14 protein-coding genes are annotated in these 12,598 nt (G+C 64.2%); 8 read left to right on the top strand and 6 right to left on the bottom strand.

What is annotated here, in order from left to right; genetic code table 11:
• Positions 1-17: 17 nt before the first annotated feature.
• Both RQP54_RS05905 and RQP54_RS05910 read right to left on the bottom strand, forming a co-directional pair.
• The gene (locus tag RQP54_RS05905; RefSeq protein ID WP_315677241.1) at positions 18-572 is read right to left on the bottom strand and encodes an adenine phosphoribosyltransferase; all 555 of its coding nucleotides are present in this window, start codon (positions 570-572) and stop codon (positions 18-20) included.
• 37 nt (positions 573-609) lie between these two features.
• A complete protein-coding gene (locus RQP54_RS05910; protein WP_315677242.1) occupies positions 610-2,610 on the bottom strand; it encodes a monovalent cation:proton antiporter-2 (CPA2) family protein in 2,001 nt (666 codons plus the stop codon).
• Between the two features lie 44 nt (positions 2,611-2,654).
• Here RQP54_RS05910 and RQP54_RS05915 point away from each other — a divergent pair, with 44 nt between their 5' ends.
• From RQP54_RS05915 to RQP54_RS05930, 4 genes are read left to right on the top strand one after another with little or no spacing between them, the layout of a single operon-like run.
• Entirely contained in the window at positions 2,655-3,656 is a 1,002-nt protein-coding gene (locus RQP54_RS05915) for a KpsF/GutQ family sugar-phosphate isomerase (protein WP_315677243.1), read from the top strand.
• Positions 3,656-4,204 (top strand): KdsC family phosphatase, encoded by a 549-nt coding sequence (locus RQP54_RS05920; protein ID WP_315677244.1) that lies wholly within the window; start codon positions 3,656-3,658, stop codon positions 4,202-4,204. The genes RQP54_RS05915 and RQP54_RS05920 overlap by 1 nt, the downstream gene beginning before the upstream one ends.
• Entirely contained in the window at positions 4,201-4,845 is a 645-nt protein-coding gene (lptC, locus tag RQP54_RS05925; protein ID WP_315677245.1) for an LPS export ABC transporter periplasmic protein LptC, read from the top strand. The genes RQP54_RS05920 and lptC overlap by 4 nt, the downstream gene beginning before the upstream one ends.
• Positions 4,842-5,618 (top strand): SDR family oxidoreductase, encoded by a 777-nt coding sequence (locus RQP54_RS05930; RefSeq protein WP_315677246.1) that lies wholly within the window; start codon positions 4,842-4,844, stop codon positions 5,616-5,618. The genes lptC and RQP54_RS05930 overlap by 4 nt, the downstream gene beginning before the upstream one ends.
• A 79-nt stretch (positions 5,619-5,697) precedes the next feature.
• On the opposite strand, the gene RQP54_RS05935 is transcribed toward RQP54_RS05930, so the two are convergent.
• From RQP54_RS05935 to RQP54_RS05945, 3 genes are all read right to left on the bottom strand, one after another.
• Positions 5,698-6,093 (bottom strand): RNA-binding protein, encoded by a 396-nt coding sequence (locus tag RQP54_RS05935; RefSeq protein WP_315677247.1) that lies wholly within the window; start codon positions 6,091-6,093, stop codon positions 5,698-5,700.
• A 195-nt stretch (positions 6,094-6,288) separates the two neighbouring features.
• Entirely contained in the window at positions 6,289-6,480 is a 192-nt protein-coding gene (locus RQP54_RS05940; protein WP_315677248.1) for a zf-HC2 domain-containing protein, read from the bottom strand.
• Positions 6,481-6,485: 5 nt separating this feature from the next.
• Entirely contained in the window at positions 6,486-7,055 is a 570-nt protein-coding gene (locus RQP54_RS05945) for a sigma-70 family RNA polymerase sigma factor (protein ID WP_315677249.1), read from the bottom strand.
• Between the two features lie 171 nt (positions 7,056-7,226).
• Between RQP54_RS05945 and RQP54_RS05950 the strand changes: the two genes are divergently transcribed.
• The 4 genes from RQP54_RS05950 to RQP54_RS05965 are packed head-to-tail and all read left to right on the top strand — an operon-like array spanning position 7,227 to position 11,289.
• A complete protein-coding gene (locus RQP54_RS05950) occupies positions 7,227-7,499 on the top strand; it encodes a DUF2282 domain-containing protein (protein ID WP_315677250.1) in 273 nt (90 codons plus the stop codon).
• Positions 7,500-7,505: 6 nt separating this feature from the next.
• A complete protein-coding gene (locus tag RQP54_RS05955) occupies positions 7,506-8,399 on the top strand; it encodes a DUF692 domain-containing protein (protein ID WP_315677251.1) in 894 nt (297 codons plus the stop codon).
• A complete protein-coding gene (locus tag RQP54_RS05960) occupies positions 8,399-9,184 on the top strand; it encodes a putative DNA-binding domain-containing protein (RefSeq protein WP_315677252.1) in 786 nt (261 codons plus the stop codon). Before RQP54_RS05955 ends, RQP54_RS05960 begins: the two co-directional genes overlap by 1 nt.
• Positions 9,181-11,289, top strand: a complete 2,109-nt coding sequence (locus tag RQP54_RS05965; RefSeq protein ID WP_315677253.1) for a putative bifunctional diguanylate cyclase/phosphodiesterase — start codon at positions 9,181-9,183, stop codon at positions 11,287-11,289. The genes RQP54_RS05960 and RQP54_RS05965 overlap by 4 nt, the downstream gene beginning before the upstream one ends.
• Here RQP54_RS05965 and RQP54_RS05970 read toward each other — a convergent pair whose 3' ends face one another.
• Positions 11,290-12,492, bottom strand: a complete 1,203-nt coding sequence (locus tag RQP54_RS05970) for an ammonium transporter (protein WP_315677254.1) — start codon at positions 12,490-12,492, stop codon at positions 11,290-11,292. It abuts the gene before it with no gap.
• Between the last annotated feature and the right edge of the window lie 106 nt (positions 12,493-12,598).

Genomic DNA, 12,598 nt, shown 5'->3' on the forward strand with positions numbered 1-12,598 from the left:
AATCAATTTGGCAGCAGTCAGTGGCCCGCAAAGTCCACCAGCGTGAACAGCGACAGTCCCGCCGCGCGCAGTTTTTCGGAACCGCCCAGCTCCGGCAGGTCGACAATGGCTGCGCCCTCCATCACCACGGCACCCTGGCGCTCCAGCAACTTCTTTCCCGCCATCATCGTGCCTCCGGTGGCGATCAGGTCGTCAATCAGCAGAACGCGATCACCGGGACGTACTGCGTCGGTATGCAGCTCCACCGTGGCGCTCCCATATTCGAGTTCGTAGGTCTCCTCCACCGTCGTGAACGGCAACTTGCCCTTCTTGCGGATCGGTACAAACCCAACGTTCAACTCATAGGCGACCACCGCACCGAGGATGAAGCCGCGGGCATCCAACCCGGCAACGACATCCGGACGCAGCTGCGGATCCATGTAGCGGTGCACGAAGGCATCGATCAGTACGCGAAACACCTTGGCGTCCTGCAGCAAGGGCGTGATGTCACGGAATTGAACCCCCGGAGCCGGCCAATCGGGCACGGTGCGCACGTGGTCCTTGAGATACTGATTGACACTTTGGTGGTGCATGGCTGTTTCTTCCGCGAGTCAGGTTGCAGCGATTGTCTCAGGCCGCGGCGGGAGCGGCACCGCGTACCAACGTTTGCTCGGCGCGCGCAAGCGCATCGGGCAGTCCACGGAGAACCAGGGTATCGCCAGGAAACAGCGCGGTCTGCCCAGTGCAGTCGGCATGACTTCCATCGCCGCGCCGTAGCGTGACCACACTGACGTCGTCCAACGCAAAACTGTCCATTGGCACACCGCTGCCATTCCAATGGGAGGGCAGTGCCACGGTGAGCAAGCGTTCCTGGTGTGTCTCAAGTGCCGTGTCGTCATCGGCACCGTGGAAGTAGCCGCGCAGCAGGCCATAGCGCGCATCGCGCTGGTCCTGCACGATGCGAATCACGCGCCGCATCGGCACGCCGACCAAGGCCAGCGCGTGGCTGGCGAGCATCAGCGAGCCCTCGATGGACTCGGGAACCACTTCCGTGGCACCCGCAGCGCGGAATCGGTCCAGATGCTGGTCATCCTGCGTGCGGATGATCACCGGAACCTGCGGCGCATGCGACTGCACGTGCCGCAGGACCTTGAGGCTTGCCTCAGGCGCATCGAGGTAGGTGACGACGACGGCACTGGCACGCGACAGGCCGGCCGCCACCAACGACTGTAGTCGGGCGCAGTCTCCGTAAACGACCGACAGGCCGGCCTGCACGGCTTGCTGCACACGGTCGGGGTCGAGATCCAACGCCAAGTAGGGGATCTTTTCAGACTCCAGAATGCGCGCAAGGTTCTGCCCGCAACGCCCGAAGCCGCAGATCAGCACATGTTCACGCGCGTCCATCGAGCGGCGTGCGATGGTGGTCAGCTGCAGCGACTGCAACAACCACTCGCTGGCAACCAGGCGCAGCACGATACGGTTGGAGTACATCACCACCAACGGCGTGGCCAGCATCGACAGCACCATGCTGGCCAGAATGGGGTTGAGCAGCGCAGGCGTCACCAAAGCGCTGTCTTGTGCCAGTGCCAGCAGCACGAAGCCGAACTCACCGGCCTGCGCCAGATACAAGCCGGTGCGCAGGGAAATGCCGGGTGACGCACCCAGGCCACGCGCCAGCATCGTCACCAAGGCCGCCTTGAACAGTGTCGGAAGTACCAGCAATGCCAGAACCAATCCCCACTGGTCGACTACCGCGTGCCAATCGAGCAGCATGCCCACACTGATGAAGAACAAGCCCAGCAAGACGTCATGGAAGGGGCGGATGTCGGCCTCCACCTGGTGCTTGAATTCCGTTTCGGCAATCAGCATGCCAGCAATGAAGGCCCCGAGTGCCAGACTCAAGCCGGCCAGTTCCGTCAACCAAGCAAGGCCCAGCGTCAGTAGCAGCAGATTCAGCACGAACAGTTCCTCGCTCTGGCGCTTGGCCACGAGCCGTAACCAGTGCCGTAGAACGAAGGGCCCACCCTTGAGCAGAATCACCACCAACAGCGTGGCTTTCAGTGCGGCAACGCCCAGTGCCGTGGCGAGGTCGCTGCTCGGCGAGCCCAGTGCGGGGATGAGCACCAACAGGGGGACCACGGCCAGATCCTGGAACAGCAGTACGCCCATGACCCGCTTGCCGTGTTCGGACTCCAGTTCCAGCCGTTCCGACAGCAGCTTCACCACGATGGCCGTGCTGCTCATGGCCAGGGCACTGGCCAAGGCCAAGGCCGTTTTCCAGTTGAGACCGGACCAACTGGTGGTGAATGCCGCCAGCGCAAGAACCACCGCGCTGGCCAGTACCATCGTGGCAGCTACCTGCAGGAATCCCAGTCCGAAAACGTGCGAGCGGATGGCCCAGAGTTTGGGGAGGTTGAATTCGAGTCCGATCACGAACATCAGGAAGACCACGCCGAATTCGCCCAGATGGCGCACGCTACCGGCACTTTGCGCCAGGGCCAAGGCATTGGGGCCGATGAGCACGCCCACGGCCAGATACCCCAGCATGGGCGGCAACTTGAGGAAGCGGCATGCCACCACGCCAAGCACGGCGGCCAGCAGATACAGCAGGGTAATTTCCAGCCCGGTCATGGGCACATGGTAGCAAGGCCCGGTACCCCCGATAAAATGCCCGCATGACCCTTGCTTCCCCGGCCCTCAGTGCCGTCCAGCGCGAACGTGCCCTCACCCTCGCCCACGAAACCTTCGACATCGAAGCCGCGGCGGTCGCCGGACTGCGCGCACGCACGGGAGAAGCCTTTGTCCGCGCGGTAGCGCGCGTGCTTGCGACCCCCGGTCGTGTGGTCGTCATGGGCATGGGCAAGAGTGGCCATGTCGGGCGCAAGATCGCCGCCACCTTGGCATCCACCGGCACCCCGGCCATGTTCGTGCATCCCGCCGAGGCCAGCCACGGGGACCTCGGCATGGTCACCACACAAGATGTGGTGCTGATGATTTCCAACAGTGGAGAGTCGCAGGAGATCGGGGCCATTCTGCCGGTGCTCAAGCGCTTGGGTGTCCCGCTCATCGCCATGACCGGCAATGGTCAGTCGTCGATGGCCCAGCACGCAGACATATGGTTGGACAGTGCGGTCGACAAGGAGGCCTGCCCGCTCAACCTGGCACCGACGGCCAGTACCACGGCCCAGATGGCCCTGGGCGACGCCTTGGCCGTGGCCTTGCTGGATGCGCGGGGCTTCAAGGCCGAAGATTTTGCCCGCTCACACCCCGGCGGTGCACTCGGGCGCAAGTTGCTGACCCATGTGAGTGACCTCATGCGCACAGGCGATGCCCTGCCCTGTGTGGCACCGGATACCGTGTTTTCCGATGTGATGCGCGAAATGAGTCACAAGGGCATGGGGGCCGCCATTGTGTGTGATGCCGACGGGCGGGCCATCGGCATCTTTACCGACGGTGACTTGCGCCGCTTGGTGGAACAGGGCGTGGACCTGCGCAGCAAGAATGCCAGCGATGTCATGCATGCGAATCCGCGCACGATCCGTGCCGACCGGCTGGCGGTCGAGGCTGCGGAACTGATGGAGCAGCACCGTATCACCAGTGTGCTGGTGGTGGACGCGCAGGATCGGCTACGCGGAGCCCTGAGCATCAACGATCTGCTGCGGGCCAAGGTGATTTGATGCAGCCGATCATCCAGTTCGATCCCGTGCTGCTGCTGCGAGCGCAAGATATCCGGGTGCTGTTCCTGGATGTGGACGGCGTGCTGACCGACGGTGGGCTGCTGTACAGCGAAAGCGGTGAAACCCTCAAGCGTTTCAACACCCTCGATGGCCATGGCCTGAAGATGCTGCAGAAAGGTGGCATCACGCCGGTGGTGATCACGGGGCGCGACTCGCAACCGCTGCGCGTGCGTCTGCAGGCGCTGGGCATCACCCATGCCCACTATGGAACCGAAGACAAGCGCCCGGCCGCCGAGCACAGTCTGGCCCAACTGGGATGCACTTGGGCGAATGCGGCGGCCATGGGTGACGATTGGCCGGATTTGCCAATGATGCTCGGAGCCGCATTGGCCTGTGCGCCGGCCAATGCGCATTGCGAAGTGGCGGCACGCGCGCACTACGTCACACGTGCACAGGGGGGGCACGGGGCCGTGCGCGAAGTATGTGACCTGCTGCTGACAGCCAGTGGACGCTATGTCGAGCTGCTGGGCGGCTACGGGCACCCATGACCTGGATGCATCGCCTGTGGGAGCGGGTGCTCCTGTACTTGCCACTGTTGTTCATGGGCGCACTGGCGCTGGGCACCTATTGGTTGGTTCGTACCACCCCCGCGCCTGACGCCGAAGCCGGCGTGTCGGGCAGCGCACCTGCGGGGCCCGACTATTTCCTGGAAGGTTTTGTCATGCGTGCCTTCGACGCCAGCGGGCGTATGCGCACCGAAGTTACCGGCGACAAGGCCACCCATTTCCCGGACGCCAAGCGCATCGCCATTGAGCAGGTGCGCATCCGCAGCATTGACAGCGCCGGGAACACCACCACGGCCACGGCGAATACGGCGTGGACCGACGATGCGCAGACACAGGTCGAGCTGCGGGGGCAGGCCCGGGTGGTTCGCGAGGGTCGTGGTGACGCCAAGGGTGGCGCGTCTGAGCGCAGTGAATACCGCGGCGAATATCTGCTGGCCCACTTCAAGGACGAAACCGTGCGTTCTGACCAGCCAGTGGAGTTGACGCGGGGCAATGGCGACCGGTTCACTGCCGATGCGCTGCACTATGACCAGCGCGGCCGCAACCTGCGATTGGACGGGCGTGTACGGGGCACACTGGTGCCCCGAGACGGCAGCAGTACAGGAAAGAACACAGCACCATGAGCACGTCCCTGGCATACATCACCGGCGCATCCAGCGGTTTGGGGCAGGCCTTGGCCTTGCGTTACTACCAAGCAGGCTACCGGCTGGCGCTGGTGGCGCGCCGCACCGAGGCTGTAACGGACTGGGCGCGCAGCCAGGGTCTGGATACGAACCGCCTGGCAGTCTATGGCGCCGATGTTTCGGTGATCGACAGCATCGTCCAGGCCGGGCAGCAATGCCTCGTGGACCAGGGCATTCCTGATGTCGTCATTGCATGCGCCGGGTTCAGTACCGGCGTCGACATCCGCTATCGCGAAGATCTGGACGTGATGGCACGTACCTTCGCCACCAACAATGTGGGCACGGCGGCTACCTTCCACCCTTTCATCGCCGCCATGGTGGCGCGCGGTACCGGTGCCCTGGTGGGTGTGGCCAGTGTGCACGGCATCCGTGGCATGCCCGGCCATGGGGCCTATTGCCCGAGCAAGGCCGGTGTCATCAGCTTTTGCGAATCCCTGCGTGGCGAGTTGAAAGCCAGTGGCGTGAAGGTGGTGACCATCGTGCCGGGCTATATCGACACGCCGCTCACGCAAGGCAATACCTACTCCATGCCATTTCTCATGCCAGCGTCGCAATTTGCCGACGCAGCCTACAACGCCATCGATCGCGGCAGCAGCTACCGGGTCATTCCGTGGCAGATGGGTGTGGTCGCCAAGTTCCTGCGCGTTCTGCCCAATTGGGCATTCGACAAGCTGTTCGCCGGACGACCCCGCAAACCGCGGTCACCGACGTGAAGGCTGGCGCACTGCAGAATAACAAAAAGGACCCGAAGGTCCTTTTTTTTTTGTGGGTGTCTGTGCAGACAGCTAGCGATCAGTAACCGCCACCGCCGTAGCCGCCGCCACTGCGGCCACCGCCGCCGTAGCCGCCACCACCGCTGCGGCCACCGCCGCCGTAGCCGCCACCACCACCGCCACCGCTGCGGGGGCCACCAAAGCCGCCGGTACGGGGAGGACGGGGTTCCATGGGACGGGCTTCATTCACCACCAGGCCACGGCCGCCGATTTGCTGACCGTTCATGGCGTTGATGGCGGTCTGGGCTTCAGCATCGCTGCCCATTTCCACGAAGCCGAAGCCCTTGGAACGGCCGGTGTCGCGCTCCATCATGACCTTCGCGCTGGTGACATTGCCGTGCGCAGAGAAAGCCTGCTGCAGGTCGTTGTCACGGAAGGAATAAGGCAGATTGCCCACGTAAAGTTTGTTGCCCATGGAGGGACTCCTCAAAATAACTCATAACGCGATGGAGTCCAAAACCGCAACCAACAAACCACAAAACGCTTTTTGGGATACGCGAACTGACCATGCACCGCAGACTTGCGGCCCCATGCAGGCACAGGACCACTACACCATTATGCGCGACTTTGCAAATGTGGTGGAAATATTTTCACTAGGGTTTTGCCGGAGTCAGTGGTCCGGCTCGGAATAGTTGCGCCATTGCTTCATGCTGTTGCGCATCGTCAGCATCTGGCGCTCGAACCGCGGACAGGCCTTGCAGACCAGCAGATGCATGCGCAGGGCCAGTCGGTCGGCCAGACCCAGCGACCGGTCTTCGCGCGCCACCATCAGCGCGGCCGCCTCTTTGCAGGTGCGTTGCATGAATCTCATGGGGTAGCCTCTTTGTGAAACCAGTTCTGCTCCAGGCATTCGCGCAGCCGCAAGCGGGCGCGGTGCAACTGAACGTACAGGTTGGTCGGCGTCAGCTGCAGTTCCTTACAGATTTCCTCGCTCGACAGCTCCAGCCACTCGCGCATCAGGAACAGCCGTCCCTGCACCGCCGGCAGCCGAGCCTGGCAGGCTTCGAGTACTTCCAGGAACTGGCGTTGGCGCAGGTCCTGCTCCGGATTGCCCCACTCCGAAGGCAGCTCCTGGAAATGCCCGTCGGCAGTGAAGGCGATGAGTTCGAGCGGGTCGGTGCTCTCGTCCGCGTCGCCGGAGCCGACACAGACTTCGCGCGCGTGGTGGCGCAGCGCGTCGATGATCTTGTGCTTGAGGATGCCCACCAGCCAGGTCTTGAGTTGGGATCGCTGGCCGAAGGCCTGGGGACGGGACAGCGCCGCCAGCACGGTTTCCGACACCGCATCCTCGGCCCACGCGTCGTTGCGCAGTTGCAGACGCGCAAAACCCAGCAGGTAGCCCCGCAGGTCTGCAACTTGTTGTTCGAGACTGGCCATGGTGCACGGAATTGGAAGGAGCGCACAGTGTAGCGGTGTGCCTGTCATGTCCGTGTTGCCGCGGTGTGTAAGAAATCGGCCGCTGGTGCGACTGATGCGCACCGAACCACCATGGCCTCCGCAGGGCTTTGGTGGCGGTATATGCTTCAACCCATGACAAGGAACACCACCATGAACCAACGTACCCTGATCGCCACCACCGCCGCTTCGCTGATGGCCCTGTCGCTCACCGCCGTGCCGGCCACAGCGCAGGAAAAGGAAAAATGCTACGGCATTGCCAAGGCCGGGCAGAACGACTGCGCCAACCTCTCGGGAACCCATTCCTGTGCAGGCCAGTCCAAGGTCGACATGAGCAAGGAAGACTGGAAGTACGTGGCCAAGGGTACCTGCAAGGATCTCAAGGGTCTGACCCAGGAGGAAGCCAAGAAGCTGATCAAGGGCTGATGGGCCATGCCTGCGGCGACCCCGCATGTCGGCATCGGCTGGCGCCATCCGCACTACCGCGAGTTGCTGGAACGCCAGCCCGCGCTCGATTTTGTCGAGGTGCATTCGGAGAACTTTTTCGCCGAAGGCGGGGCAGCGTTGGCGGTCCTGGAGCAGGGGCGCGCGCGCTATCCCGTGAGTCTGCATGGTGTCGGCCTCTCCTTGGGCAGCGTGGCGGGCGTGGACCCCTGGCACCTCGATCGGCTGGCACAGCTCGTGGAGCGGGTCGACCCGGTCCGTGTCAGTGACCACGCCAGCTTTGCGCGGGCGCCCTGGGGCGGCTCGGTAGTGCATGCCGCTGACCTGCTCCCGATTCCGTTCACCGATGCCGCGCTGGACGTGCTGTGTGCCAACGTGCAGCAGGTCCAGCAGCGCCTGGGGCGCACGCTCCTGGTGGAGAACCTGTCGGCCTACCTGCAGTGGAAGACGCCGCAGGGGCAGAGCGCATGGAGCGAGCCCGCGTTCCTGAATGCACTGGTGCGGCGCAGCGGTTGCGGTCTGCTGGTCGACGTCAACAACATCTACGTCAATGCCTGCAATGCCGCACGCCTGGGTGACGGTGCCAACCCGCTGCAGGCCTGCACCGAATGGCTGGATGCGATCGATCCTGCGGCGGTGGGGGAGATTCACCTGGCGGGCCATTGCCACGTGGTCGAAGCCGAAGGCGAGATCTTCATCGACGACCACGGCAGCCGGGTGGCTACCCCTGTGTGGCAGCTGTATGCCCATGCCGTGCACCGCTTTGGCCCCGTGGCGACCCTGATCGAGTGGGATACCGATGTTCCTGCTCTGGACGTGTTGCTCGATGAGGCGGCGCTGGCCCGGCGCATCCAGCACGACGCATGGCGGGAGGCGGCCTGATGGAGAATTTGGCCCGGCAACAGGCGGCCCTGCTGCAGGCCTTGCTCGACTGGCCAGCGCAAGATGCTATGGAAAACCTAGCTGTCTACGCAGTGGATATGCGTGGAAGGGGCTTGAAAGCCTATCAGGCCAATGCCCACGCGCTGGCCCAGCGGGCCTTGCGCGCGGCCTACCCGGTCATTGCACACATGTTGGGCGAAGACAGTTTTGCCGATCTGGCACGGGCACTGTGGCATGCCGATCCGCCCAGGCGGGGTGACGTTGCGCTGTGGGGGCAGGGGCTGGCGCGCTTCGTCCTGGACGACCCGCAGTTGGCGGAGCACCCCTATCTGGCCGACGTGGCGCGCTGCGAGTGGGTCCTGCACCGCGCTGCATTTGCCGCCGATGCGCAACCCCAGAGCGCCACCCTGGAGCTGCTGACTTCGCAGGATCCGGCCACGCTGGGCATGGAACTGGTACCCGGAACGGCCTGTGTCTGCAGTGCCTGGCCGGTTGCATCGCTTCTGGGCGCGCACCTGCAGGGCGAGCCGACGTTGCCCCACGTGGCGCAACTGTTGCACGCAGGCGTGGCCCAGGACGTGGTGGTGTGGCGCCAGGGCCTGCACAGCCGCTGGCGAGAGGCGCTGCCGGGCGAGTCGGTGCTGTTGCAGGCCTTGCTGGACGGACGCAATGTCTTGGCAGCGGCAGAAGCCGCGGCCCCCACGCTGGATTTTTCCCGTTGGCTGCCATTGGCCGTCGAGACCGGTATGCTGTTGCGCGTGACCACGGAAGGATCGACCGCATGACACTGCGCACACTCTGGCATCCCCGGCGCATTGCCTGGCGGGTTTCGCTCGGATTCGGACTCATCGTGCTGGTGTTGCTGGCCGCCCTGGTGAAGGCCAACCTGCATATCCACCTGGTCACCCGACTGACCGAAACCTTCGCCACCAATGATTTGCCGCGCCTGCTGCGGGTGCAGGCGCTGTCGCTGCAGACCGAAAGCATTGGTGGGGCCTTGGCCCGCCTCATGTATGCGCCGCGCGAGAGCCGGGTCGAGGAATATGCCCAGGTGGATGCGCTCAACCGCAGCATCGACGGCATTGTGGAAGGCTTGGCAGCCATCGATGATCCCCAGGAACGTGCTGCACTGGCACAGCTGCGTCAGGCGCGCCAGGCCTATGCCGAAGCGTTCATCGCCACCGCAGATGAGCTGGAGGCCGACAACCTGGAAGCGGCGGTACGGGTGCTCAATCAGCGCGTACGCCCCGCACTCAAGACCATGCTCCAGGCATCGAACCTGCTGCTCGACCAGGAACGGGGACGCCTCGAAGGCGCCCTTGCCGATGCACGTACGGTGTTTGCCCAAGTGGCTTGGTGGCTCATCGGCCTCTCGGTCCTGGCAATTGCCTTGGCGGTATGGTTGGCCTACCGCACCACGCGCGGTGTGGTCGAGCCACTGGGGGTACTGGAGCAGGCGGCCCGGCGCATTGCCCGCGGCGATTACGGCGCCCGTGTACCGCCGACACAGGCCGAAGAGGCCGATCGCGTCGGGCAGGCCCTCAACGCGATGGTGGATGCCGTGATCGACCGCGAAGCCGAAATCACGCGCCTGGCCCACACCGACACGCTGACCGGCTTGCCCAACCGCGCGGCCCTGCTGGCAGAACCCTGCCCGGTTCCGGGTGGTGTCCATGGCGTGGCCATGCTCGACCTGGCACGCCTCAAGGTTGTCAACGAAACCCTCGGCTATGTGACCGGCAACAGCCTGATCCAGGCGGCAGCGCTGCGCGTGCAGGAGCAGATTGCGTCGAGTGCGGGAATGGCAGGCGCCGTGGCGGTTCGCGTTGGTGGGGGTACGCTGGCCGTGGCCTGGCCACAGAGCGCCAGTGCGGTGGTGCAGGACTGGTGGGAGCGCCTGACCGAAGCCATGGCGGCCCCCGTGCACTGCAGCGGCCACCGCGTCGATGCCAACCTGTCGGCAGGCTTGGCTGATGGCCGGGATGGTGCCCAGGCGTCGGTCGAAACCTTGCTGCGCAACGCCGAAGTGGCACTGAATGCGGCCAAGCGCGGCAAGTTGGACCACCTGTGGTACGACCCCGGGCTCGAAGCCGCGCGTCTGGGGCATGTGAGCCTGATCTCTGACTTGCGCCAGGCCGTGTCCGAGTCGCAACTGCAGATGTGGCTGCAACCCAAGTTCGACCTGCACAGCGGCCGTGCTGTGGGTGCTGAAGCGCTGGTGCGCTGGCGCCATCCCCAGCGCGGGTTTGTGTCGCCGGCCGAATTTGTCCCCTTTGCCGAACAGACCGGCTACATCGGCATGCTCACCCGCTGGATGGTGGAGCAGGCGCTGCTGACGCTGGCGCGATGGAGTCAGCACCACGCCGACCTCTACATTGCCGTCAACATCAGCACCCACGACTTGCGCAGTGCCGAGTTCCGCTCGGTGGTCGCCGCCCTGCTGGAACGCCATGGCGTGGCGTCGTCACGCTTGCGTCTGGAAGTGGTCGAGAGCGGACTGATGGATGATCCCCAGACCTGCATTGCCGAGTTGCGCGCCTTGCGGGCCATGGGCCTGGACCTGTCGATCGACGACTTCGGCACCGGTTATTCATCGCTGGCCTATCTGCAGCAGTTGCCGGTCAGCGAACTCAAGATTGACCGCAGCTTTGTGCAGGATATCGACACTTCGCCCATGGGGCAGCGCCTGTTCAAGGCCATGGTCGAGATGGGAAAGGGCATGGGCCTGTCCATCACCGCCGAGGGTGTGGAAACCGAGGCCGAGCGGGCCACCATCGTGGCCTTGGGCTGCGAAGTCATGCAGGGCTATCTGGGCAGCAAGCCGCTGCACGGCGAGGCCTTGCATGCCTGGCTCAAAGCCCAGCGCGGTGCGCTGGACCTGAGCCTGTGATTACCAGTTGACCTCGCGGTCCGGGGTGGCGCTGATCTTGTGGATGGTCAGGTCGGCGCCGTCGTATTCCTCTTCCTGGCTCAGGCGCAGGCCCAAGGTGGCCTTGAGCACCCCATAGACCACAGCGCCGCCAATGAGTGCCCAGACCACGCCCATGCCGGTACCGATGAGCTGCGCACCCAGGCTCACGCCGCCCAGGCCGCCGAGTGCCTTGCTGCCGAAAATGCCCGCGGCAATGCCGCCCCAGGTACCGCACAGGCCGTGCAGGGGCCACACGCCCAGCACGTCGTCCACTTTCCACTTGTTCTGGGTCAACGTGAACATGTAGACGAAGATGGCGCCTGCGATGGCGCCCACCGCCAATGCACCAAGTGGGTGCATCAGGTCGGAGCCGGCACAGACGGCCACCAGACCGGCCAGGGGGCCGTTGTGCACGAAGCCCGGGTCATTCTTGCCCAGCACCAGGGCCGTGATGGTGCCGCCGACCATGGCCATGAGCGAGTTCACCGCCACCAGACCGGAAATCTTGTCCAGGGTCTGTGCGCTCATCACGTTGAAGCCGAACCAGCCCACGGTCAGGATCCAGGCACCCAGTGCCAGGAAGGGAATGCTCGAGGGCGGGTGGGCCGACATGCCGCCATCCTTGCGGTAGCGGTTGGCGCGGGCACCGAGCAGCAGCACCGCGGGCAGGGCGATCCAGCCGCCGACGGCGTGCACCACCACGGAGCCGGCAAAGTCATGGAATTCCTCACCGGTGAGTGCCTTGAGCCAGGCCTGCACGCCGAAGTGCTGGTTCCAGGCAATGCCCTCGAAGAAGGGGTAGAAGAAGCCCACGATGACCGCCGTGGCGATGAGCTGCGGCCAGAACTTGGAGCGCTCGGCAATGCCCCCCGAGATGATGGCCGGAATGGCGGCGGCGAAGGTGAGCAGGAAGAAGAACTTCACCAGCTCATAGCCATTCTTGGCCGCCAGTTCCTCGGCGCCGACGAAGAAATGGGTGCCGTAGGCGACGCTGTAGCCCACCAGGAAATAGACCACGGTGGAGACCGAGAAGTCCACCAGAATCTTCACCAGTGCGTTCACCTGGTTCTTGCGGCGGACCGTGCCGAGCTCCAGAAATGCGAAACCGGCGTGCATGGCCAACACCATGATGGCGCCCAAGAGGATGAACAGGGTGTCAGCGCCCTGTTTTAGTGCTTCCATGAGAGAACCTCGTGCGAAAAAATGATCGAAATTGGTGCGTAAATCGTGCCACTCACCAAGGAAAGGCACCAGCGCACCAGTTCCAAGCAAAATCCGCGCCAATATG

The sequence above is a fragment of the Curvibacter sp. APW13 genome, assembly GCF_032337135.1.
Taxonomy (GTDB): Bacteria; Pseudomonadota; Gammaproteobacteria; order Burkholderiales; family Burkholderiaceae_C; genus Allorhodoferax.

Excerpts from the sequence above, each read along its gene's own strand:
- RQP54_RS05905 (WP_315677241.1), bottom strand. The coding sequence starts at position 572 with ATGCACCACCAAAGTGTCAATCAGTATCTCAAGGACCACGTGCGCACC.
- RQP54_RS05910 (WP_315677242.1), bottom strand. The coding sequence starts at position 2,610 with ATGACCGGGCTGGAAATTACCCTGCTGTATCTGCTGGCCGCCGTGCTT.
- RQP54_RS05915 (WP_315677243.1), top strand. The coding sequence starts at position 2,655 with ATGACCCTTGCTTCCCCGGCCCTCAGTGCCGTCCAGCGCGAACGTGCC.
- RQP54_RS05920 (WP_315677244.1), top strand. The coding sequence starts at position 3,656 with ATGCAGCCGATCATCCAGTTCGATCCCGTGCTGCTGCTGCGAGCGCAA.
- lptC (WP_315677245.1), top strand. The coding sequence starts at position 4,201 with ATGACCTGGATGCATCGCCTGTGGGAGCGGGTGCTCCTGTACTTGCCA.
- RQP54_RS05930 (WP_315677246.1), top strand. The coding sequence starts at position 4,842 with ATGAGCACGTCCCTGGCATACATCACCGGCGCATCCAGCGGTTTGGGG.
- RQP54_RS05935 (WP_315677247.1), bottom strand. The coding sequence starts at position 6,093 with ATGGGCAACAAACTTTACGTGGGCAATCTGCCTTATTCCTTCCGTGAC.
- RQP54_RS05940 (WP_315677248.1), bottom strand. The coding sequence starts at position 6,480 with ATGCAACGCACCTGCAAAGAGGCGGCCGCGCTGATGGTGGCGCGCGAA.
- RQP54_RS05945 (WP_315677249.1), bottom strand. The coding sequence starts at position 7,055 with ATGGCCAGTCTCGAACAACAAGTTGCAGACCTGCGGGGCTACCTGCTG.
- RQP54_RS05950 (WP_315677250.1), top strand. The coding sequence starts at position 7,227 with ATGAACCAACGTACCCTGATCGCCACCACCGCCGCTTCGCTGATGGCC.
- RQP54_RS05955 (WP_315677251.1), top strand. The coding sequence starts at position 7,506 with ATGCCTGCGGCGACCCCGCATGTCGGCATCGGCTGGCGCCATCCGCAC.
- RQP54_RS05960 (WP_315677252.1), top strand. The coding sequence starts at position 8,399 with ATGGAGAATTTGGCCCGGCAACAGGCGGCCCTGCTGCAGGCCTTGCTC.
- RQP54_RS05965 (WP_315677253.1), top strand. The coding sequence starts at position 9,181 with ATGACACTGCGCACACTCTGGCATCCCCGGCGCATTGCCTGGCGGGTT.
- RQP54_RS05970 (WP_315677254.1), bottom strand. The coding sequence starts at position 12,492 with ATGGAAGCACTAAAACAGGGCGCTGACACCCTGTTCATCCTCTTGGGC.